General features: G+C 72.7%; 23 protein-coding genes. 10 read left to right on the top strand and 13 right to left on the bottom strand.

Features of this window, described 5'->3' with window-relative positions; genetic code table 11:
* A partial coding sequence (locus BSZ37_RS11485; protein ID WP_143537771.1) for an energy transducer TonB occupies positions 1–355 on the top strand: 355 nt, incomplete at its 5' end.
* A gap of 67 nt (positions 356–422) precedes the next feature.
* Here BSZ37_RS11485 and rpiA read toward each other — a convergent pair.
* From rpiA to BSZ37_RS11470, 3 genes are all read right to left on the bottom strand, one after another.
* Positions 423–1,157 carry a ribose-5-phosphate isomerase RpiA gene (rpiA, locus tag BSZ37_RS11480; protein WP_095510685.1) on the bottom strand — a complete coding sequence of 245 codons (735 nt, stop codon included), beginning with the start codon at positions 1,155–1,157 and terminating at the stop codon, positions 423–425.
* A gap of 73 nt (positions 1,158–1,230) precedes the next feature.
* Positions 1,231–2,448 carry an ABC transporter permease gene (locus tag BSZ37_RS11475; RefSeq protein ID WP_095510684.1) on the bottom strand — a complete coding sequence of 406 codons (1,218 nt, stop codon included), beginning with the start codon at positions 2,446–2,448 and terminating at the stop codon, positions 1,231–1,233.
* Positions 2,441–3,667, bottom strand: a complete 1,227-nt coding sequence (locus BSZ37_RS11470; RefSeq protein WP_218830480.1) for an ABC transporter permease — start codon at positions 3,665–3,667, stop codon at positions 2,441–2,443. The genes BSZ37_RS11475 and BSZ37_RS11470 overlap by 8 nt, the downstream gene beginning before the upstream one ends.
* Positions 3,668–3,818: 151 nt before the next feature.
* Here BSZ37_RS11470 and BSZ37_RS22010 point away from each other — a divergent pair, with 151 nt between their 5' ends.
* A complete protein-coding gene (locus BSZ37_RS22010; RefSeq protein ID WP_179299590.1) occupies positions 3,819–3,977 on the top strand; it encodes a DUF5989 family protein in 159 nt (52 codons plus the stop codon).
* Between the two features lie 102 nt (positions 3,978–4,079).
* Here BSZ37_RS22010 and BSZ37_RS11465 read toward each other — a convergent pair whose 3' ends face one another.
* The 3 genes from BSZ37_RS11465 to BSZ37_RS11455 form a co-directional block, all read right to left on the bottom strand.
* Entirely contained in the window at positions 4,080–4,550 is a 471-nt protein-coding gene (locus BSZ37_RS11465) for a GNAT family N-acetyltransferase (RefSeq protein ID WP_095510682.1), read from the bottom strand.
* A gap of 31 nt (positions 4,551–4,581) precedes the next feature.
* Positions 4,582–6,669, bottom strand: coding sequence for an ATP-dependent helicase (locus BSZ37_RS11460; RefSeq protein ID WP_095510681.1), 2,088 nt, complete (start codon positions 6,667–6,669; stop codon positions 4,582–4,584).
* A 186-nt stretch (positions 6,670–6,855) separates the two neighbouring features.
* Positions 6,856–8,379 carry a sigma-54 interaction domain-containing protein gene (locus tag BSZ37_RS11455; RefSeq protein ID WP_218830479.1) on the bottom strand — a complete coding sequence of 508 codons (1,524 nt, stop codon included), beginning with the start codon at positions 8,377–8,379 and terminating at the stop codon, positions 6,856–6,858.
* 179 nt (positions 8,380–8,558) lie between these two features.
* On the opposite strand from BSZ37_RS11455, the gene BSZ37_RS11450 reads away from it, so the two are divergent.
* From BSZ37_RS11450 to BSZ37_RS11430, 5 genes are read left to right on the top strand one after another with little or no spacing between them, the layout of a single operon-like run.
* A complete protein-coding gene (locus BSZ37_RS11450) occupies positions 8,559–9,881 on the top strand; it encodes an OprO/OprP family phosphate-selective porin (RefSeq protein WP_179299589.1) in 1,323 nt (440 codons plus the stop codon).
* A gap of 10 nt (positions 9,882–9,891) precedes the next feature.
* Entirely contained in the window at positions 9,892–10,935 is a 1,044-nt protein-coding gene (locus BSZ37_RS11445) for a sulfate ABC transporter substrate-binding protein (RefSeq protein ID WP_095510679.1), read from the top strand.
* A 2-nt stretch (positions 10,936–10,937) separates the two neighbouring features.
* On the top strand, positions 10,938–11,771 hold the full coding sequence (gene cysT, locus BSZ37_RS11440) for a sulfate ABC transporter permease subunit CysT (RefSeq protein WP_095510678.1): 834 nt from the start codon (positions 10,938–10,940) through the stop codon (positions 11,769–11,771).
* 2 nt (positions 11,772–11,773) lie between these two features.
* Positions 11,774–12,685 carry a sulfate ABC transporter permease subunit CysW gene (gene cysW / locus BSZ37_RS11435; RefSeq protein WP_218830478.1) on the top strand — a complete coding sequence of 304 codons (912 nt, stop codon included), beginning with the start codon at positions 11,774–11,776 and terminating at the stop codon, positions 12,683–12,685.
* Positions 12,682–13,746, top strand: coding sequence for a sulfate/molybdate ABC transporter ATP-binding protein (locus BSZ37_RS11430; RefSeq protein ID WP_095510677.1), 1,065 nt, complete (start codon positions 12,682–12,684; stop codon positions 13,744–13,746). Before cysW ends, BSZ37_RS11430 begins: the two co-directional genes overlap by 4 nt.
* Here the strand turns inward: BSZ37_RS11430 and prmC are convergent.
* The 7 genes from prmC to nadD form a co-directional block, all read right to left on the bottom strand.
* A complete protein-coding gene (gene prmC / locus BSZ37_RS11425) occupies positions 13,701–14,591 on the bottom strand; it encodes a peptide chain release factor N(5)-glutamine methyltransferase (RefSeq protein ID WP_095510676.1) in 891 nt (296 codons plus the stop codon). The two genes, BSZ37_RS11430 and prmC, sit on opposite strands and share 46 nt — an antisense overlap.
* 38 nt (positions 14,592–14,629) lie before the next feature.
* Complete coding sequence (locus BSZ37_RS11420) at positions 14,630–14,908, bottom strand: acylphosphatase (protein WP_095510675.1); 279 nt, start codon at positions 14,906–14,908, stop codon at positions 14,630–14,632.
* 61 nt (positions 14,909–14,969) lie between these two features.
* Positions 14,970–15,800, bottom strand: coding sequence for a phenylalanine 4-monooxygenase (locus BSZ37_RS11415; RefSeq protein WP_095510674.1), 831 nt, complete (start codon positions 15,798–15,800; stop codon positions 14,970–14,972).
* Between the two features lie 63 nt (positions 15,801–15,863).
* Complete coding sequence (locus BSZ37_RS11410) at positions 15,864–16,082, bottom strand: hypothetical protein (protein WP_095510673.1); 219 nt, start codon at positions 16,080–16,082, stop codon at positions 15,864–15,866.
* Complete coding sequence (locus tag BSZ37_RS11405; protein WP_095510672.1) at positions 16,079–16,288, bottom strand: hypothetical protein; 210 nt, start codon at positions 16,286–16,288, stop codon at positions 16,079–16,081. Before BSZ37_RS11405 ends, BSZ37_RS11410 begins: the two co-directional genes overlap by 4 nt.
* Positions 16,289–16,394: 106 nt before the next feature.
* On the bottom strand, positions 16,395–17,954 hold the full coding sequence (locus BSZ37_RS11400) for a glycoside hydrolase family 3 protein (protein ID WP_179299588.1): 1,560 nt from the start codon (positions 17,952–17,954) through the stop codon (positions 16,395–16,397).
* Between the two features lie 32 nt (positions 17,955–17,986).
* Positions 17,987–18,607: a nicotinate-nucleotide adenylyltransferase gene (nadD, locus tag BSZ37_RS11395; protein WP_095510670.1), complete on the bottom strand. Its 621-nt coding sequence runs from the start codon at positions 18,605–18,607 to the stop codon at positions 17,987–17,989.
* A gap of 221 nt (positions 18,608–18,828) precedes the next feature.
* Between nadD and rplU the strand changes: the two genes are divergently transcribed.
* The 3 genes from rplU (at position 18,829) to BSZ37_RS11380 (ending at position 20,295) form a co-directional block, all read left to right on the top strand.
* Complete coding sequence (gene rplU, locus BSZ37_RS11390) at positions 18,829–19,143, top strand: 50S ribosomal protein L21 (protein WP_095510669.1); 315 nt, start codon at positions 18,829–18,831, stop codon at positions 19,141–19,143.
* A 45-nt stretch (positions 19,144–19,188) separates the two neighbouring features.
* Complete coding sequence (gene rpmA, locus BSZ37_RS11385) at positions 19,189–19,449, top strand: 50S ribosomal protein L27 (RefSeq protein ID WP_095510668.1); 261 nt, start codon at positions 19,189–19,191, stop codon at positions 19,447–19,449.
* A 120-nt stretch (positions 19,450–19,569) separates the two neighbouring features.
* Positions 19,570–20,295, top strand: coding sequence for an HAD family hydrolase (locus BSZ37_RS11380; RefSeq protein WP_095510667.1), 726 nt, complete (start codon positions 19,570–19,572; stop codon positions 20,293–20,295).

Here is a 20,295-nt window from a genome sequence, read left to right as displayed (position 1 = left end):
CCCGAACGCCCCGCCGCCGCCGCCGCCGCCGCCGGAGCCCGAGCCGACGGAGCCCGAGATCTTCGAGGTCGCGGAGGTCCAGCCGGAGTTGATCGGCGGGCTCCCGGGCCTCCAGAGCCGCGTCGAGTACCCCGAGTTCGCCCGCCGGGCCGGGATCGAGGGCCAGGTCGTCGTCCAGTTCGTCGTCGACGAGCGGGGGAACGTCGTCGACCCCGTCGTCCTCCGGTCCCCGAACGAGCTCCTGTCGGAGGCCGCGCTCAAGGCCGTCCGCGAGAGCCAGTTCACGCCGGGCCAGCAGCGCGGGCGCCCCGTGAAGGTCCGGTTCGCCGTCCCCGTCACCTTCCGCCTCCGCTAGGCCGGACGGCCTGACGGTCCGACCCTGGCCGCCTCGGTGACGCTGTCGCCGGGGCGGCTTTCGTTTGTCAGCCGCGCTCGCGGGGCTGGACGACGTGGCGGACCTGCTCCCCGCCGCCGACGAGAACGTCGGTCGCGAGACCGACGAACAACCCGTGGCCGAGGACGCCGGGGATCCCGTCGATGGCCACGTCGAGGCCGGCGGGGTCGTCGATCCCGTCGAAGCGGGCGTCGAGGACCCAGAGCCCCTGGTCGGTGACGACGGGCCCGTCTTTCTTCTCGCCCATCCGGAGCGTGGCCTCGGCGCCGAGGCCGCGGAGCGCGCGGGCGACGGCCGGCTCCGCGAACGGCAGCACCTCGACCGGCACCGGCGCCTGCGTCCCCAGCCGCTCGACCTCCTTCGAGGCGTCGACGAGGACGACGAACCGGGCCGCGAGGGAGGCGACGACCTTTTCGCGGACGTGCGCCGCGCCGCGCCCCTTGATGAGGCCGAGCGCGGGCCCGACCTCGTCGGCCCCGTCGAGCGCGAGGTCGAGCGGCGACCGCGAGGTGGGGAGGGTGTCGAGGCCGATCTCGTCGAGCGTGACGACGGGAACGCCGGACTCGCGGGCCAGCCGCTCGGCCGCGTAGGACGTGGGCACGCCGCGGACGTCGAGCCCCTCGTCGCGGACGCGGCGCCCGATGGCCTCGATGGCGAACGCGGTGGTCGAACCGGTGCCGAGGCCGAGCGTCATCCCGTCCTCGACGAGGGCAGCGGCGGCGTGGCCGACGGCGCGCTTGGCGTCGGCTTGAGAGTCAGACACGGGAGAGGGGTGGGTGGATGTGCGAGGGGAAGCTACCGGCGGTCACGCGCAGCGAACCCGCCCGATCCCTGGCTCACTCGTACCGCAGCGCCTCGATCGGGTGCAGCCGGGCGGCCTTCGTGGCCGGGTACACGCCGAACACGAGCGCCACGACCGTCACGCCGACCACCGCGATCGTCGCCCACCCCCACGGAAAGGCCGGCGCCGTGGTCATGAGCGCCGCGACGGCGTTGCCACCGAGCACGCCGAGCCCGATCCCCACGAACCCGCCGATCTGGCACAGCACGACGGCCTCGACGAGGAACTGCAGCAGGATGTCCCGGCGCCGCGCGCCGAGCGACTTCCGCACGCCGATCTCGCGCGTCCGCTCCGTCACGCTCACGAGCATGATGTTCATCACGCCGACGCCGGCCGCCAGCAACGCGATCAGCCCGATCCCGGCGCCGCCATAGGCGAGCGCGTCCATGAACCCGCCGAGCATGCTGGCGGCCTGCTCGCTCGTGAACACGCCGAAGTTGTCGGGCTCCTCGGGCACCACGCGACGAATGGCCCGGAGCACGCCGACCGTCTCGTCGAGCGTCGCCGCCAGGAGCTCGGGGCTCGGCGCGCGGACGTCGATCGACACGTCGCGGTCGCTGAGCCCGAACGCCGCAATCCCGCGCGTGATGGGGACGACCACGAAGTTGTTCGAGTCGCCGATGTTGAACCCGCCGCTCTTCGGCTCCAGCACGCCGACGACCGTGAACCGCCGGCCGTCGACGCGGACCTCGGCCCCGATGGGCGTCTGCTCGCCGAACAGCTTCTCGGCGACGGTCTGCCCGAGGACGGCGACCGACCGGCCCGCGCGCACGTCGCCCTCGTCCAAGAAGCGCCCCTCCTCAATGCCCCAGCCGTTGTTCTGCGCCCATCCCTCGTCCGCCGCCTGGATCGACACGTTGGGGTCCGTCGACTCCTCCCGAGTGCGGACCTCGCGCCCGCCCGTCCCCACCGACGCGCTGACCGAGGCGGGCAGGGTCGCGCGCTCGCGGAGTCGGAGCGCGTCCTCGTAGGTCAGTTGAGGCCGGCGCCACTCCTCGTCGGTCGGCTCGCGGTCGGCCGGGAGGCGGGTGACGACGATCGTCTGGGTCCCGAGCGCGGCGAGCTCCTGGGCGATCGTCCCGTCGAGGACTTTCACGGCCGTGACCGACGCGATGACGGAGAACACGCCGATGGCCATGCCCACGAGCGTGAGCGCCGACCGGAGCCGGTTCGCCCGGAGGGCCTGGAGCGCCTGGCGGATGGTCTCATTCATAGCGGAGCGCGTCGATGGGGCGGGCGCGGGCGGCCTGCCACGCCGGGAGGAGCCCGAACGTGACGCCGAGCACGCCGCAGAGCACGAAGGCGAGGGCGACGGTCCCGCCCGACAGCTCGGCCGTGAACACCTGGTTCAGCCCGACGGCCGCGAGCGCCGCGAGGGCCACGCCGATGCCGCCGCCGACGAAGCAGATCATGACGGCCTCGACGAGGAACTGGAACAAGATGGCCCGCCGCGTCGCCCCCAACGCCTTCCGCACCCCGATCTCGCGCGTCCGCTCCTTCACGCTGACGAACATGATGTTCATCACGCCGATCCCGCCGACGAGGAGTGAGAGCGCCGTGAGGAAGATGCCGACGGCGTAGACGGCCACCTTGAAGCCCTGCACGAGGTCGCGGAACTGGTCCTGGCGGTTGACCGAGAAGTCGTTGTCCTCGAGCGCGTCGAGACCGCGCCAGAGCCGCGTGAGCCCGGTCACCTCGTCGATCGCGTCGGCCTGGTCGACGCCGTCCTTGACGCGGACCTTGATCGACACGTCGGGGTCGTTCGAGAAGTGGCGACGGAACGTCTCGAGCGGGACGATGGCGCGGTTGTCGGTCGACTGCATCCCCAGGAACTTGCCCCGCGCGGTCAGCACGCCGACCACCTCGTACACATGGCCGCCGAGGCGGATGTCCTTGCCGATGGGGTCCTCGGCCGGGAACAGGGCTTCGACGAGGTCGACCCCGATCACGGCGACGGCGCGGGCCCCGCGGTCCTCGGCCTCGGTGAAGAACCGGCCGGCCTCGAGGTCTGCCCCGCCGACGTCGACGTAGTCGGTGGTGGCGGCCTCGACGAACATGCCGCCGAGCTCGTCGCTGCCGCGCGTGGCCCGCGTGCCGGCGCCGGTCACGGCCGTCGCCGCCGCAATCGTCTCGGCCCGCTCGGCGAGGAACGGCGCGAGGTCGTCCGTGATCGGGGGCCGGTTCCGGTAGCTCCACCAGTCGTCGAAGGCGAACCAGGGCTCCTTCTGGATGAAGAGCGCGTTGTCGCCGATCATCGCCATCGACTTGTCGAACTCGCGCTCGATCCCGTTGATGACGGTGAACATCGACGTCACCGACACGATGCCGATGACGATGCCGAGCGTCGTGAGGAGCGCGCGGGCCTTCCGCTCCCACAGCGCCGAGAGGGCGATCCGGACGCCTTCGGCAATCTCGGTGGGGACGGCGGGCACGGCGGGTCGGGGGGTGAGGGGCCGGCTACGCATGTGCCGGCGACGGGTTACGGAGTCTACGAGCCGCCGCGCGGGGCGGCCCGCCTCGGCGCCGAGGCGGGCGGGGTCGATGTCCGGACGGCGCTACCTTCTGACGCTCCCCCTCGCACTCATGTCGAAGCTCCGCGTCCTCGGCCAGCTCTGGCAGTTCCTCCGCGTCCGCAAGAAGTACTGGCTGGCGCCGATCGTGATCGTGCTCGTCCTGCTCGGCGCGATCGTCGTGTCGGTCAGCGGCAGCCCGCTGGCGCCGTTCGTGTACGCGCTGTTTTAGGCTCGCTGCGCACGCCGGTCAAGAGGGACTGGGAACGAGGGAGCGGGACAGATCGGGAGTTCCTGCCTCTGCCAACCCGCATTTCCCTCGTGCCCATCCCCCTTAGAGCGGCCGCTCGAAGCGGATGCGGTAGTCCCGGTAGGCCGCGTTGTAGCCGGCGGCCGTGACGCGGAAGCCCTCGGCGAGACCGAGGACCGTCATCCCCGGGTGCTTGTTGGGGAACGTGTCGAAGGCGAAGGTCAGGTAGCCGAGCGAGCGCGCCTCGGCCTCCATCCGATCGAGGAGCGCGCGGGCGACCCCTTGGCGGCGCCACCCGTCGAGCACCCCGCCCTTCGCGCTGTAGAACGTCGACGAGGTCTCCCGGTAGCCCACCTTGTACCCGACGGCCTCGTCGGCCACCATCGCCAGCAAGAGCACGAGGTCGTCCCGGTCGGTCCGGTAGATCACGCGGTCGTCGCCGAAGATGACGCGGTTGAGCGCCTGGACCTCGGCGTACCGATCCAACCCGAGCCGGTCGATCCGGAGCCCGTCGGGGCCGCGGACAGACGAGTGGACGGGGGCGCCGATCTGCATGGCGCAACGGTAGGGCTGCGGGCGGCCCCGGTCAAGCACCGCCGGAGGATCTGGGGAGTGCCGGCCGGTCCGCCTCCGGCAGCGCGTCGCCCGAGGCGGGCGGGGTGGCCTCTTCGACGAGCGACCACGGCTCCAGGAGCGACTCGGGCAGGCCGGAGAGGAAGCGACTGGGTTCCGTCAGATACTGACCCGTGCCCCGCCGGTACTGCACGAGCGGGTACGACGCGTACAGCTCCGTTTCGGCCCGCGTGAGGGCGACGTAGAGGAGCCGGCGCTCCTCGTCCTCCTCGTCGCTCGACGCCAGGGCGTAGGCCGAGGGCAGCACGCCGTCGAGCGCGTGGATCAGAAAGACCGTGTCGAACTCCAGCCCCTTCGCCGAGTGGATCGTGGAGAGAACGAGCGGCGGCTCGTCCTTCCGGGCGCCCTCCGCCGGCTCCTGTGTCCAGTCGAGCGGGTCGAGGGCGAGCGACTCGAGCAACGCCGTCCGCGAGCGGTGGCGGGCGGCGAGGGCGACGACGGCGTCGAGGTCGGCCTCGCGCTTGGGGAAGTCGTCGGCGTAGACGCGCTCGAAGACGGGGCGGTAGTAGCCGAGCAGCCGCTCGACCTGTTCTTCGGGCGGCATGTCGTCGTCGCGGAGCGGCGTGAGGGCCTCGACGAGCCGCCCCACCGACGCCGCCACCGAGGCGGACGGGACGACCTCGTCGACCGACTGGCGCAGCATCTGGACGGCCGCCGCCGGCCCGCCTCCCGTCGCCGCCGCGCCGATCCAGTCGAGCAGCCGCCCCGCCGTCGTCGGCCCGACCCCCTCGACGAGCCGCAGCGCCCGGTTCCAGGCGACGGCGTCGGCCGGGTTCTCCGCCACGCGGAGGTGGGCGACGACGTCCTTGACGTGGGCCGCCTCGGTGAGCTTGAGCCCGCCGAACTTGACGAACGGGATTTTTCGGCGGTTGAGTTCGGCTTCGAGCGCGTACGAGCACCAGCCGGAGCGGAAGAGGACCGCCATCCGATTGAGGTCGGTGCCGGCCTCGCGCTTGTCGAGGACGACCTGCGCCACGAACCGGGCCTCCATGTCGTCGTCGGGCGCGGCGACGAGCGCGGGGAGGTCCCCGCCCTCGCGGTCCGTAAAGAGCCGCTTGTCGTACTTCTCGACAGCCTCGTCGAGCACTCGGTTGGCGAGGTCGAGGATGGGCTGCGTGCTCCGGTAGTTGTGCTCCAGCTTCAGCACGCGCGCGCCGTTGTAGCGCTTCTGGACCTCGAGGATGTGCCCCACGTCGGCCCCGCGGAAGCGGTAGATCGACTGTGCGTCGTCGCCCACCATCATCGCGTTGCCGTGCACCGACTGGAACTGCTCCACGAGGTCGGCCTGCAACAGGTTGACGTCCTGGTACTCGTCGACGAGGACGTGCCGGATCCGCCCGGCCACCTGGCGGCGGACATCGGGGTTCTCGCGCAGGAGCTCGAGCGCGAGTGCGAGCAGGTCGTCGAAGTCCATCACGCCGGTCCGCCGCTTCGTCTCGGCGTAGGCCCCACGGAGCCGCTCGATGAGGTCGAGGTGCTCGGCGTACTGCGGGTACTCCTCGGCGAGCACCTCGTCGAGTTCCAGCCCGCGGTTCGTGGCAGCGGAGAACATCGCCAGGAGCGTCCGCTTCTTCGGGAACCGCTTGGGGAGTCGGTCGAGCCCGAGCCGCGTCCGCGCGAGGTCGACCACGTCGGCGGCGTCGGCGGCGTCGAGCACGCCGAACCGCTGCGGGTACCCGATCCGCTCCGAATGGCGGCGCAGGAGCTCTAGGCAGTAGGCGTGAAACGTGCCGCCACGGACGCGCTCGCACCGGCCGTCGAGGAGCCCGGCCGCGCGCGTCAGCATCTCGGAGGCCGCCCGGCGCGTGAACGTGAGCAGGACGATCTGCTCGGGCGGGACGCCGGTCTCGACGAGGTAGGCCACGCGGTACACGAGCGTCCGCGTCTTGCCCGTCCCCGCCCCGGCCACGACGAGCGTGACGCCGTCGCCAGCCGTCGCCGCGGCGTGTTGCTGCGAGTCGAGGTCAGCGGCGTAGTCGAGCGTCAGCCCCGGATCGGCGGGCGACGGCTCGCGGGGCTGGAGGACAAAGCGGCGGGCCACGGGATCGGTCGGAACGTCGGACCGGAGGGTACGGCCGTCCGGTCGTCCCGACAGCGCTCCCGAGGCGGGCCCACCCGGCCGTCGGCTCGACGCCCTCCGCCCCGGTGCCCTCGTCGGTAACCCCACCCGCCTCGACGCCGAGGCGGGTGGGGCCGGGTTCACGACGTGCGCGGCATCGCCCCCGATCTAGCGGCTGTGGAACCGGGTCCAGTCGACGCCGAGCTTCCGCATCCGCCCTCGGAGCGTGTGCGGGTTGATCCCCAAGAGCGCGGCGGCTCCGTCCGCGCCCTCGACTTTCCCGCCGCAACGACGGAGCGCCTCCTCGATGTGCGACCGCATCGCTTCGTCGAGTGAGAGAAACGCAGCGGGCTCCGCACTGGGCTCGGCCAACCGCTCATGCAGCGCGTGGAGCTTGGTCCCCATCGCGCCCCGCACGTCGAGGCGATGTCCGCCGCCCAAGATGGCCGCCCGCTCGATGACGGCCGCCAGCTCGCGCACGTTGCCCGGCCAGGGGTACGCCAGGAGGACTTCCATGTCGTCGTCGGTCAGGTCGAGCGGGTCCGGGCCGAGGCGGAGGCCCCGGGCCTGAGCGAAGTGGCGTGCGAGGGCCGGGAGGTCGTCGCGCCGCGACCGGAGCGGCGGGAGGTAGACGGGGAAGACGCTGATCCGATACCACAGGTCCTCGCGAAAGTGGCCCGCATGGACGAGCGTTTCGACGTCCCGGTGTGTGGCGGCGAGGAGCCGGACATCCACCCGCCGCGTGTGTTGGCCGCCGACGCGCTCGTAGGTGCCATCTTGGAGGATCCGTAGCAGGCGGACCTGCGCGGCGAGCGGGAGGTCCCCGATCTCGTCGAGGAAGAGCGTCCCGCCGTCGGCCCGCTCGAACCACCCCTTTCGAGTGGCGAGCGCCCCGGTGAAGGCGCCCTTTTCGTGCCCGAACAGCTCGGAATCGATCAGGTCCGGCGGGATGGCCCCGCAGTTGACGCGGACGATCGGCCCGTCCGCGCGCGGCGAGCGGGCGTGGAGGGCCCGCGCGATGACTTCCTTCCCCGTCCCGGTCTCGCCGAGGATCAGGACCGGGGCGTCCGTGGGCGCCACCTGCTCGACACGGGTCATGACCGCGCGCAGCGAGCCCTCGGCCCCCACGATTTCCTCCACGATCTCCTGTCGACCCAGGCGAGCGAGCAGCGAGACGTTCGTGGCCTGCGCGGCTTCCCACAGCTGCTCCAGTCGGTGGAGCTGGACGTGCCGCGCAAGGGCGGCCGCGAACGGGTCCAGGCTGGCGTCGAGGGCCGAGCGGCCGGCCCCATCGAGCGGGCCGGCCAGCTCGGCGACGAGCACGCCCATGGGGGTTGCGTCCCGGGCCTCGAGCACGCCGATGGCCGCGGTGCCCCGCAGCCCGGCTGGCACGGCGTCCTCGCCGGGCGTCTCGTGCCGTTCCAGGAGGACGACGCGGCCTCTGGCCCGCTTCCGGAGCCGGTCGAGATAGCCGGCCGGGCAATGGGTGCGGGGTGCTCCAGGCGTGGCCCCGCTCCGGGCCGTCCCGATCGCCACCGTCTCGAGGACGCCGGCCTCCGAGTTGTAGAGGCGAACCAGCACGCAGCGGAGTGGGACCTCCCTCGACAGCAGCGACGTCATGCGTAGGACCGCCTCGGCGAGATCCTCGGTGTGACTGGCCTCGCGCCACAGGTCGGACGTGGAGGACGGCATGGGCGCTAGGACATGGGACGGATCTGTCATATCCGATGGGTCGCCTGGCAAATGCGACGGGGGCAAAAGACGTTCGTCCTCGGGAACGCTGCTTGCAGAGCCCGAGAGAGCGAATTCGTGCCCGCGCAGGACTCTGGCACACACCGTGCCGGCTCGGAGGCATCCCTGTGCCTCCCCCCGTGTCCCGCCCCCTCCTCCTCCTCCTCGCCTTCCTCGCCCCCGCCGCGTTCGCACAGTCCGCCCCGTCGGGGCCCGCGCCCGAGGCGGCTCGCCCGCCCGCCGCAGCGACGCCTGTGGCGGAGGCCCCCGCGGCGGCCCCGGTCGTGATCTCCGCCGACGAGGACGGCTTCCAGATCCAGAGCCCCGACGAATCCTTCACCCTCCGCATCCGCGGCGACGCCCAGACCGACGGGCGCTTCTTCGCGGGGGACGCCGAGGAGTTGGGCGTCGACCAGCTCTACCTCCGCCGCGCCCGCGTCAACCTCCAGGGCACGCTCGGCGGCCGCTACGACTTCAAGCTGATGCCCAACTTCGGGCAGGGCCGGGTCGAGATCCAGGACGCCTACCTCGACGCCCGGTTCACCCCGGCCCTCGCCGTGCAGGCGGGCAAGTTCAAGGTGCCGCTCGGCCTGGAGTGGCTCCGGTCGCCGGCCGACCTCCACCTCGTCGAGCTCGGGCTCCCCTCCGCCCTCGTGCCGCGCCGCGACGTCGGGGTGATGGTCCACGGGCGCGTGGCGGGCGGGCGGCTGAGCTACGAGCTCGGCGCGTTCGACGGGGCGCTCGACGGGCAGAACGCCGACGGCGACGCGACCGACGGGAAGGACGTCGCCGCGCGGCTGTTCGCGCAGCCGTTCCTCAGCGGGGGCGGCGTGCTCCGCGGGCTCGGCCTCGGGCTGGCGGCGACGTGGGGCGAGGAGTCCGGCTCGCTGGCGGCGCCGGCCGTCGCGTCGTACCGGAGCGTGGGCGGGCGGATGGTCGACCGGCTCCGGACGGGCACGGCCGACTCGACGACCGTCGTCGCCGACGGCGCGCGCGTCCGGTACTCGCCGCAGGGCTACCTCTACAGCGGCCCCGCCTCCCTCGTCGCCGAGGTCGTCGTGTCGACGCAGGCGGTCCGCCTCGGCGCGGCGTCGGCCGACCTCACGGCGATGGCCTGGCAGGTCGTCGGCGGCTACGTCCTCACCGGGGAGCGCGCGACGTACGGGCGCCTCCGGCCCGCCCACCCGCTCGACGGCTCCGGCGGCTTCGGCGCGGTCGAGGTGAGCGCGCGCTACGGCGAGCTCCGCTACGACGACGACGCCTTCCCCCTGTTCGCCAGCCCCACCGCGAACGCCCGGCGCACGCAGGCCTGGGCCGTCGGGCTCAGCTGGTACCCGACGGCGAACGTCCGCGCCATGGCCAACTACGAGCGGACCACGTTCGCCCTCCCCGACGCCGCGGGCGCCGCCGCGGCCCTGCCCTCGGAGAACCTCATCCTAACCCGCTTCCAGATCGCCTTTTAGCCCTTTTCCCATGCCTCGCTTCCCCATCACCCTCCTCGCCGGCCTCGCGCTCGGCCTCCTCGCCGGCTGCGCCGACGGGAACTCCCAGACGCCGCCCGAGGCGGACGCCCTCGCCTCGGTCGAACTCCTCAACGTCTCCTACGACCCCACGCGCGAGCTCTACGACGAGTTCAACACGGCCTTCGCCCAGCACTGGAAAGACTCGACGGGCCAGGACGTGACCGTCCAGCAGTCGCACGGCGGCTCGGGCAGCCAGGCCCGCGCGGTGCTCGACGGGCTCGGGGCCGACGTCGTCTCGCTCGCCCTGGCCTACGACATCGACCAGATGCGGACGGCCGGTCTGATCTCGGAGGGCTGGCAGACCCGGCTGCCCCACAACAGCGCGCCGTACACGTCCGCCATCGTCTTCCTCGTCCGCAAGGGGAACCCCGAGGGGATCGAGGACTGGGACGACCTCGTGCGCGACGACGTTGAGGTCATCACGCCAAACCCGAAGACGAGCGGCGGCGCGCGCTGGAACTACCTCGCGGCCTGGGCCTACGCGCTCCGCCAGCCCGGCGGCACGGATGCGACGGCCGAGGCCTTCGTGACGCGGCTGTTCCAGAATGTCCCCGTCCTCGACTCCGGGGCCCGGGGGGCGACGAACACGTTCGTGCAGCGCGGCCTCGGCGACGTGCTGCTGACGTGGGAGAACGAGGCGTTCCTGGCCGTCGAGGAGCTGGGGCCGGACGCGGTCGACATCGTGGTGCCGAGCCTGAGCATCCGGGCCGAGCCGCCCGTCGCGCTCGTCGATCGGAACGTGGACGCGCACGGGACGCGCGCCGTGGCCGAGGCCTACCTCCGGTTCCTCTACAGCCCCATCGGCCAGCGCCTCGCGGCCAGGCACTACTACCGCCCCGCTGACCCGCAGCACGCCTCGCCCACCGACCTCGAGCGCTTCCCGGACATCGACCTCGTCACCGTCGACGACGTGCTCGGCGGCTGGTCGAGCGCCCAGGAGACGCACTTCGCCGACGGCGGCGTGTTCGACCGGATCTACCGGCCCGGGGCCTAGCGATGGCGACGCTCTCGGCCCGCCGCGCGACGGTCCTGCCCGGCTTCGGGCTCACGCTCGGGTTCACGGTGTTCTACCTCGGCCTCCTCCTCGCCCTGCCCCTCACGGCGCTCGCGCTGAAGGCCTCGGCGCTGAGCCTCGCCGAGTGGGCCGCCCTCGTGACGGACGCCCGGATCCTCGCCGCGCTCCGGCTGTCGTTCAGCGCCGCGTTCGTGGCCGCCACGCTCAACGCCGGGTTCGGGCTCCTCGTCGCCTGGGTCCTCGTCCGCTACACGTTCCCGGGCCGCCGCGTCGTCGACGCCCTCGTGGACCTCCCGTTCGCGCTCCCGACCGCCGTCGCGGGCATCGCCCTGACGACGGTGCTCGCGCCGACGGGCTGGGTGGGGCAGGCCCTGGAGCCGCTCGGCATCCAGGCCGTGTTCACGCCGCTCGGGATCGTGATCGCCCTCACCTTCATCGGACTCCCGTTCGTCGTACGGACGGTGCAGCCCGTCCTCGCGGACCTCGAGACGGACCTCGAGGAGGCGGCGTCGAGCCTCGGGGCGACGCGGGCGCAGACGGTCCGGCGTGTGATCCTCCCCACGCTCGCGCCGGCGCTCCTGACCGGGTTCACACTCGCCTTCGCGCGTGCGCTCGGCGAGTACGGGTCGGTCGTCTTCATCTCGGGCAACCTCCCCTTCAAGACCGAGATCCTCCCGCTCCTCATCATGACGCGGCTGGAGCAATTCGACGTGGCCGGCGCGACGGCGGTGGCCGCGCTCATGCTCGTGATCTCGTTCGCGCTCCTCCTCGCTATCAACCTCCTCCAGCGCTGGACCCAGCGCCGCCACGTCTAGCCGTGCACCTCACGATCCCCCTCTACTCCGCGGCGGCCCCGATCGAGACCGCGACGACGGAGCCACCCTGGGTCCGGCGTGTCCTCCTCGGAACGGCGCTCGGGTTCCTCCTCCTCTTCCTCGGGCTCCCGCTCGCCGTCGTCTTCGTCCAGGCGCTCGCGAGCGGCCTCGGCACGTACGCCGCCGCCGTCACCGAGCCGGTGGCGCGGTCGGCCGTGCGCCTCACGCTGATGGCGGCCGGCGCGTCGGTGGTGCTGAACCCCGTGTTCGGACTGGCCGCGGCGTGGGCCGTCGCAAAGTTCGAGTTCCGAGGCAAGGGCCTGTTGATCACGCTCATCGACCTCCCGTTCACGATCTCGCCTGTCGTCTCGGGGCTGATGTTCGTGCTCGTGTTCGGGGCACACGGCTTGTTCGGTCCGTGGCTCGTCGCGCACGGGCTCCAGATCGTCTTCGCCGCGCCCGGCATCGTCCTGGCGACCGTGTTCGTCACGTTCCCCTTCGTCGCGCGCGAGCTCATCCCGCTGATGCAGGAGCAGGGGACGGAGGAGGAGGAGGCCGCGATCGTGCTTGGTGCGCGGCCGTGGCAGACGTTCCTCAAGGTCACGCTGCCCAACGTGAAGTGGGGCCTGCTCTACGGGGTGATCCTGTGCAACGCCCGCGCGATGGGGGAATTCGGCGCCGTGTCGGTCGTCTCCGGCCACATTCGGGGGAAGACCAACACGCTCCCGCTCCACGTCGAGGTGCTCTACAACGAGTACCAGTTCTCCGCCGCCTTCGCCGTCGCGTCGCTCCTCACGCTCCTCGCCCTCGCGACACTCGTCGCCAAGGAAGTCGTGGAGCGGAAGGCCGCCCGGCGCACCGTCCTCCTTCCCCCCGAGCGCCCCCTGCTCGCCACCACCGAGGCCCCCGCATGAGCATCCAGATCGACCACGTCAGCAAGCGCTTCGGCGCCTTCACCGCCCTCGACGACGTGAGCCTGACGGTCCCGTCGGGCGAACTCGTCGCCCTCCTCGGCCCGAGCGGGTGCGGCAAGACCACGCTCCTCCGCATCATCGCGGGGCTGGAGGCCGCCGACGCCGGGTCCCTCCGGTTCGACGGCGCCGACGCCACGCGGCGGCCGGTCCGCGAGCGCCGCGTCGGGTTCGTGTTCCAGCACTACGCCCTGTTCCGGCACATGACGGTCGCCGAGAACGTGGCGTTCGGGCTGACGGTGCGCCCGCGCCGGACACGGCCTCCGAAGCGAGAGATCCGCGAGCGCGTGATGAACCTGCTGGGGCTCGTCCAGCTCGACTGGACGGCCGACCGGTACCCGAGCCAGCTCTCCGGCGGGCAGCGCCAGCGCGTGGCCCTCGCCCGCGCCCTCGCCGTCGAGCCCGAGGTGCTCCTCCTGGACGAGCCGTTCGGTGCGCTCGACGCGCAGGTCCGCCGCGACCTCCGCCGCTGGCTCCGCCGCCTCCACGACGAGCTCCACGTGACGAGCGTGTTCGTGACGCACGACCAGGAGGAGGCGCTCGAGGTGGCCGACCGCGTGGCCGTCATGAACGCCGGCCGCGTCGAGCAGGTCGGCGCGCCGACGGAGGTCTACGACCGGCCGGCGAGCCCGTTCGTGGTCCACTTCCTCGGCGAGGTCAACCCGATGCGGAGCGTCGTCCACCACGGGCAGGCCGACGTCGCGGGCGTCCGGTTCGCCCTCCCCGACCACGCCGAGACGGAGACGGCGGCGGCCGTCGCGTTCGTCCGCCCTCACGACCTCGACCTCAGCGCCGAGGCGCCGGCCCAGCCGTCGCTCGCGGTGATCCTCCGCGGCGTGAGCGCGGTCGGGCCGCTCGTGCGGGTCGAGCTCGAGCGGCACGACACGGGCGAGCGTCTGGAGGCCTCGGTCACGCGGGAGCGGGCCGGCACGCTCCCGCTCGTCCTCGGCCACACGCTCTACGCGACGCCCCGTGTCGCTCGCGTGTTCGTCGGGGCGGCCTGACGGCCGACGGCGATCCGGTCGCGGCCGGCGAGGTCGGGCAGGACCTCCACCTTGACCAGGCCCGCCTCGGTCCAGAGCTGGCCGACGGCGCCGCCGAGGTCGGCGTGCGTCTCGGCGACGAGCCAGCCGCCGGGGCGGAGGAGCGCGTCGGCGTGGCCGGCGAGGGCGCGGTAGAACACGAGCGGGTCGGCGTCCGGGACGAACAGCGCGGACGCAGGCTCATGGTCGCGGACCTCGACCTGGAGCCCGGGCCGCTCCGCCTCGGGCACGTAGGGCGGGTTCGAGATGATGAGGTCGAACGTCGGCGGAACGTCGGCGGCGAACTGGGGCCGCAGCGCGTCGGACTCGACGAAGGTGACGTCGAGGCCGAGGCGGTCGGCGTTCGAGGCGGCCACGGCGAGGGTGCCAGCCGACACGTCGACGGCGAAAACCTCGGCGTCGGGCCGTTCGTGCTTGACGGCCAGGGCGATCGCGCCGCTGCCCGTTCCCACATCGAGGACCCACGGGGCTTCGGCGTCCCGGATCCGGCGGAGCGCCTCCTCGACGACCTCCTCCGTCTCGGGCCGCGGGATCAGCACGTCGGGCGTGACGGCCACCCGGAGCCCGTAGAAGTCGGTGTGGCCCAGGACGTACTGGACGGGCTCGCCAGAGGCGCGGCGGGCGACGTAGCGCGCCACGAGCGCCACTTCGACGGGCTCGACCACCACGTCGGGCCGGGCGTAGAGCGCGGCGCGGTCGGCCCCGGTGGCCTCCTCCACGATCCACTCGGCGTTGCGGCGGGCGTCCTCGATGCCGGCCGCGGCCAGCCGGTCAACAGCGTCGTCGAGCAGAGCGCGGCGGGTCATTCGGACAGGGGGCTCGCACGGAGGATACGCCCGCGGGCCTACCGCTCGTACCGGACGTCGAACCCGTCGAACGATCCTGTCGCCTTCCCCCTCTCCGCGTCGACCGACGCCACGTCGGCTGGCGGCGGCCCGCCCCAGAGGAGACGCGTGAGGCGGTCGAGCGCCTCGGCGTCGCCCTCGGCCACGAGGCGGACGGTCCCGTCGGGCTCGTTCCGCACCCAGCCCGCGAGGTCCAGCTTCCGCGCCCACCGCTGGACGTAGCGCCGGAACCCGACGCCCTGGACGCGTCCCGAAACGGTGGCCTCTAGTCGGTCCATGAGCAGGCCGCCCGCCTCGGCGGCGTCCCCGAGGCGGGCGGAGTGGGCTCGAGCGACGGGCTCAGGCGTCGGCCGGGAGCAGGCCGCGCGAGTCGGCCCAGGCGCGGAAGTCGGTCTCGAGCTGCTCGAACGAGTCGAGCACGAACAGCTTCGGCTGGAGGTGCCACACGTCGTAGTCCTGGTCGATGACGGCGTCGACCGAGAACGGGACCTTTTCGACGGCGTCGCTGAGGGCGTGCTGGACCTCGTCCTTCGACGAGAGGATGCCGGCGCCGAAGATCCGCTCGCCCACCTCCTGCTTGATCAGCCCGAACTCGACGGTGAACCAGTGGAGTCGCTCCAGCGACTGGCGGTCGACGCCCTCGGCGTGGAGCGCGCTCTGCCCGAACAGGTGGTAGAAGTCGGCGAAGGCCGGCTCGCAGAGCATCGGCATGTGGCCGAACATATCGTGGAAGCAGTCCGGCGCCGGCGTGTAGTCGAGTTCGTCCTTCCGACGGATGTAGTCGGTCGAGGGGAAGACGCGGTCCGAGAGCAGGCCGAAGAAGTCGCGCTCGTGGAGCAGGCCCGGGATCCGGGCGATCCGCCAGCCGGCGGCCTCCTCCATCCGCCGCGAGAGGTCGCGGAGGTGCGGGATCTCACGGTTCGTCATGCCGAGCGTCTCGACGCCCTCCATGTACGCCTCGCCGGCGCGGCCGGGCAAGAGCGACATCTGGCGCTCGAAGAGGAACCGCCAGTTCTCCTGGCTCTCCTCGTCGTAGTCCGGCGGCTCGATCTCGTCGCCGATCGGGGGCGGGCCGTCGAGGTTCTGGGGGACGCAGCGGGGGTCGACCTCCTTGCCGTCGGCGGGCGGCTTCTCGTAGGCGGAAACGGGGGCGTCGGTCGGGTCGGTCATGGGGAACGGGGGGAGAATCGGAAGGGCTTCCAGAAGCTACGCGCGCCGGGCGTAGGGGCTCCGCTAGGGGAGCACGTCGTCCTTGATGTGCGCGCCGTCGTCGGTCTTCTCACGGGTGGCGAGCGCGACGAGCGCGCCGGCCAGGACGGCCAGCGCGATCGTGACCAGCCAGTCGACCCCGTCGGAGTCGCCGAAGCGCGGTGTGACGATGGCGGCCACGAGGCCGACGACGAGGGCCGCGATGAGGGCGGTCACCCAGCGGTAGTTGGTTCCGGAGGTCATGGGTCTGGAGGTGGGTTGGCGCGGGCCGCAGCCCGGAGGACGAGGGCGAGGAGGAGGGTTCCGGCGAGGACCACCGCCGCCCGGGCCGACGCGATGGACGTCCACCCGAGGCCGAGGTCGATCGCCTCGAGGGTCCAGTAGAGGTAGGCCACGGCCGCGATCCCACACCCGAAGGCCAGAACGAGCCGCTCGGTGGGAAGGTTCATCGGGGAGGCGTGCGGGCCGAGGCGTGAGGCAAAGAGGGCGGGGTCGGGCGACGTGCGGCCCAGAGCGTCCCCCCACTCTGCCCGCCTCGGTGCCGAAGCCGGGGGCTCACGCAGACGCCGCCCCCTTCCCCGCCAGCCGCTCGACCGCGGCGACTTGCGAGGCGGCGACGTCGGAGTAGACGACGAGGGCGGAGTCGCAGCCGTCGTAGCCGCGGAGGCCGCGGGCGTCGCCGAGGACGACGAGCGTGGTCGGGTGCTTCTCCATCATCCGCTGGGCGAACCGGCGCTCGCGGGCTTCGAGCCCGAACGTGCTCCAGGCCGCCGGCCGGGCGACGGTCGCGATCACGAGCCGCTCGGCGTCGTTGGCCAGCAGGCGGATCTCGTCGAACGGCTCGTCCTGGTCCTCGTGCGTCGGCTCGAGCTCGCGGTAGACGGCGCCGGGCAGGTGCTCAGCGACGGCCTCCCCCATCGGCATCGTCTCGGGCTCGTTGGGGCGCGGCGCCGGCTTGACGAGCACGACGAGCGTCCCCGTCCCGTCGCCCAGGTCGGGGAGCGGGCCGCGGGCGACCTCGACGGCGTCGCGGGCCACGCGGTCGGCCAGGTCTCGGTGCGCCGGCGCCGCGACGGTCTCGGCCGGGTACGGCGGCGTCGCGAACACGTCCGGCCCGAACCGGTCGCGGAGCCGCTGGCGGAGCGCCTCGACCCGGGCGAGCGACTCGTCGAGGCGGGCCTCCGAGACCCGTCCGGCGCGGACAGCCTCGGCCAGCCCTTTCACGAGGGCCTCCGGGTCGACGGCGTCCACGAACAGGTCGACGCCGGCTTCCAGGAGGTCCGCGGCCAACTCGCCCTCGGTCGTGCCGTCGACCTTCGCCCCGGCCATCTGGAGGCTGTCGGTCACGACGACGCCCTCGAAGCCCATCTCGTCCCGCAGCAGGCCGCGGAGGATCGCCTTCGAGCGGGTGGCCGGGTTCTCGGGGTCGAGGGCCGGGTAGACGATGTGGGCCGTCATGACGGCGTCCACGCCCGCCTCGATGGCCGCGCGGAACGGGACGAAGTCCGTCGCCTCGAGCGTTTCGCGGTCGTCGTCGAGGGTCGGGAGGCCGTCGTGCGAGTCGCCGGTCGTGCCGCCGTGGCCGGGGAAGTGCTTGGCCGTCGCGAACTGGCCCGCCGCGTGGACGCCCTCCACGAACGCCGCTGTCAACTCGGCCGCGCGCTGCGGGTCGGACGAGAACGCCCGAGCGCCGATGATCGGGTTGTCCGGGTTCCGATCGACGTCGGCCACCGGCGAGTACGTCACGTGGACGCCGCACGCCAGGGCCTCGCGACTCGCCTGCTCGGCGAACTGCCGGACCGTCGCGGCGTCGCCGACCTCGCCGAACGCCTCCGCGTGCGGATAGACCGTCCCACCGATGACCTGCTGCCCGAACCCCCGCTCCATGTCGGTCGTGACGATCAGCCCGCGCTCGGACTTCGCCTGGAGGCGTGCGAGCGTGTCGCGCGTGTCAGGCCAGCGGCCGTTGAACAAGATGAGCCCGCCGATGGGGAGCCGGTCGAGGAGCGCGGCGACCTCGGCCTCCTGTTCGCTGGCGGTGACCGCTGGCGGGAGGTTGTTGCCGAGACGGACGATGAGGAGGCCGGCGGCCTTGTCTTCGAGGGAGAGGGGCACGGGAGACGGGAGAGGTGGGCCCGCTCCTACGGTCACCCCGCCCCGCCGATCCCCGCCGATCCTCCACCGGGCCGGTACCACCCCTCGGCCTCGATGACGCCGCGGACCTCGTCCGGCACGAGGTAGCGCACGGTCCGCCCCGCCGCGATCCGCCCGCGGAGCTCGGTGCTGGAGACGTCGAGCGCCGGCCCGTCGACCACGGTGCAGCGGCCCCCGATCCACTCCGGAAGCGCGCCGAGGTCGACCCGGTCGCCCGGCCGCCGGTACACCACGAGGCGAGCGAGGCCGACGATGGCCTCGGGCTCCCGCCAGCCCGGGAAGCCCGCGAGGCTGTCGCCCCCGAGGATCAGCGCCAGTCCTCCCAGACCGTCGTCGTGGAGTCGGCGGAGGGTGTCGACGGTGTAGCTGACGTCGCCGCGGGCGATCTCCAGGTCGGAGACCACGAACCGATCGTTGCCGGCGATGGCGGCCTCGACCATGCGGAGGCGGGCCTCGGCCGGCGCGAGCGCCGGGTCGCCCTGTTTGTGGGGCGGCGTCGCGGCGGGCATCCACAGGACGCGGTCGAGGCCGGCCGCCTCGGCGCACGCCTCGGCGACGGCGAGGTGCCCGACGTGCGGGGGGTTGAAGGAGCCGCCGAAGAGGCCAGTTGGCATCGGGTGATCGGGGGAGGTCAGACGGGGCGTCGGGGTACGCGAACGAGGCGGACGCGTGCCGCGGACCGCGAAAGCCCGGCGAAACGGCCAATCTTCGCCAAATCACCCGATCATCGGGGCGCTCGATCCCTACTTTTGCAGGCTCTGTCCCGCGCCCCTCCGCGGGCCTGCCCGGCGCCGCCGGGACCGCCAGGCGGGGGGATCACCAAGCCCGCACTCCCATGTACGCAATCGTCGAGATCGGCGGCAAGCAGTTCAAGGTCGCCGAGGGCGACCGCCTCTACGTCCCCCGCCTCCAGGACGACGTCGGCGAGAACGTCACGTTCGACCGCGTCCTCCTCGTCTCCGGCGACTCCGGCGTGACGGTCGGCGCCCCGACGGTCGGCGGCGCCTCGGTCACGGCCGAGGTCCTCGACCACGTCAAGGGCGACAAGGTCATCGTCTTCAAGAAGAAGCGCCGCAAGGGCTACCGCGTCAAGAACGGGCACCGGCAGCCGTTCACGCACATCAAGATCGGCGGCCTCTCGGTCAACTAAGGCCGGCCCGCAGCCCTCCCTCCGCAAGCACAGCCCCCCACCGAGATGGCACACAAAAAAGGCGTCGGCTCGTCCAAGAACGGTCGCGACTCGAATCCGAAGATGCTCGGCGTGAAGGCCCCTGGTGGGGCCGTCATCAACGCCGGCACGATCATCGTCCGCCAGCGCGGCACCAAGTTCCACCCCGGCATCAACGTCGGCCGTGGCGGTGACGACACGCTCTTCGCGACGGCGACCGGCCGCGTCCGGTTCGCGGTCTCGACCGGCGGCCGGAAGTACGTCCACATCGACGAGGTCGAGGCTTAGCCTCCCCCGCCGCGGCCTCTGGCCGACGGACCCGCGACGCCCCCGCTGCTCCGGCCGCGGGGGCGTCGTCCGTTCCGGGGGTGACGCACCGCGGGCGCCCCCCTCCCCTAGCCTCTCCACATGCCCCTCGACGCCCCCCGCCCCGCCGTCGTCGTGTTCGACCTCGACGACACGCTCCTCGACCACAAGGCCGCCGAGCGCGCGGCCCTCGCCGACGTGCACCGCCAGCACCACGCGCACCTCGGGCACCACGAGCTCGCGCACGTCCAGGCGACGTACCACGACTGCAACGTCCCGCTCTGGCGCGACTTCGGCGCGGGGACGATCACGTCGGCCGACCTCAAGCGGCTCCGGTCGGAGCGGCTCCTCGAGGCGCTGGGCTGCGACACGCTGGAGCCCGAGACGTTCAGCCGCGACTACCTCGACCGCTACGCCGCCCACTGGCGCTGGGCCGCCGGCGCCCGCGAGGCCTACCACGCCGTCGCCGACGCCTTTCCCGTCGGCGTCCTCACGAACGGGTTCTCGGCCCAGCAGCGGGGGAAGCTGGAGAAACTGCCGGAGATCGCCGAGCGCGCGGCGTTCGTCGTCATCTCCGAGGAGGTCGGCGTGATGAAGCCCGCCCGCGCCCTGTTCGAGCACGTCCGCGCGCACGCCTCCGCCCGCCTCGGGCAGCCGCTGGAGCCGGCCGACGTGCTCTACGTCGGCGACTCGTATTTCTCAGACGTCCGCGGTGGGACCGGCGCCGGCTGGCGCGTCGCGTGGTACAAGGGCGACGCCGACCGCGCGCCCGACGGCGCCTTCGCCTTCGACAACTGGCAGACGCTCCTCGACCGGCTCGGCCTCTGA

The organism is Rubrivirga marina, from assembly GCF_002283365.1.
GTDB lineage: Bacteria > Bacteroidota > Rhodothermia > Rhodothermales > Rubricoccaceae > Rubrivirga > Rubrivirga marina.
This window is presented reverse-complemented; position numbering and strand designations above follow the sequence as displayed.

What these genes read in the sequence shown, in the direction of transcription:
- BSZ37_RS11410 (WP_095510673.1), bottom strand. Translation starts at nt 16,082, where the DNA reads ATGACCTCCGGAACCAACTACCGCTGGGTGACCGCCCTCATCGCGGCC.
- rpmA (WP_095510668.1), top strand. Translation starts at nt 19,189, where the DNA reads ATGGCACACAAAAAAGGCGTCGGCTCGTCCAAGAACGGTCGCGACTCG.
- BSZ37_RS11445 (WP_095510679.1), top strand. Translation starts at nt 9,892, where the DNA reads ATGCCTCGCTTCCCCATCACCCTCCTCGCCGGCCTCGCGCTCGGCCTC.
- BSZ37_RS11420 (WP_095510675.1), bottom strand. Translation starts at nt 14,908, where the DNA reads ATGGACCGACTAGAGGCCACCGTTTCGGGACGCGTCCAGGGCGTCGGG.
- nadD (WP_095510670.1), bottom strand. Translation starts at nt 18,607, where the DNA reads ATGCCAACTGGCCTCTTCGGCGGCTCCTTCAACCCCCCGCACGTCGGG.
- cysT (WP_095510678.1), top strand. Translation starts at nt 10,938, where the DNA reads ATGGCGACGCTCTCGGCCCGCCGCGCGACGGTCCTGCCCGGCTTCGGG.
- rplU (WP_095510669.1), top strand. Translation starts at nt 18,829, where the DNA reads ATGTACGCAATCGTCGAGATCGGCGGCAAGCAGTTCAAGGTCGCCGAG.
- prmC (WP_095510676.1), bottom strand. Translation starts at nt 14,591, where the DNA reads ATGACCCGCCGCGCTCTGCTCGACGACGCTGTTGACCGGCTGGCCGCG.
- BSZ37_RS11475 (WP_095510684.1), bottom strand. Translation starts at nt 2,448, where the DNA reads ATGAATGAGACCATCCGCCAGGCGCTCCAGGCCCTCCGGGCGAACCGG.
- BSZ37_RS11405 (WP_095510672.1), bottom strand. Translation starts at nt 16,288, where the DNA reads ATGAACCTTCCCACCGAGCGGCTCGTTCTGGCCTTCGGGTGTGGGATC.
- BSZ37_RS11455 (WP_218830479.1), bottom strand. Translation starts at nt 8,379, where the DNA reads ATGCCGTCCTCCACGTCCGACCTGTGGCGCGAGGCCAGTCACACCGAG.
- BSZ37_RS11415 (WP_095510674.1), bottom strand. Translation starts at nt 15,800, where the DNA reads ATGACCGACCCGACCGACGCCCCCGTTTCCGCCTACGAGAAGCCGCCC.
- BSZ37_RS22010 (WP_179299590.1), top strand. Translation starts at nt 3,819, where the DNA reads ATGTCGAAGCTCCGCGTCCTCGGCCAGCTCTGGCAGTTCCTCCGCGTC.
- BSZ37_RS11380 (WP_095510667.1), top strand. Translation starts at nt 19,570, where the DNA reads ATGCCCCTCGACGCCCCCCGCCCCGCCGTCGTCGTGTTCGACCTCGAC.
- BSZ37_RS11465 (WP_095510682.1), bottom strand. Translation starts at nt 4,550, where the DNA reads ATGCAGATCGGCGCCCCCGTCCACTCGTCTGTCCGCGGCCCCGACGGG.
- BSZ37_RS11430 (WP_095510677.1), top strand. Translation starts at nt 12,682, where the DNA reads ATGAGCATCCAGATCGACCACGTCAGCAAGCGCTTCGGCGCCTTCACC.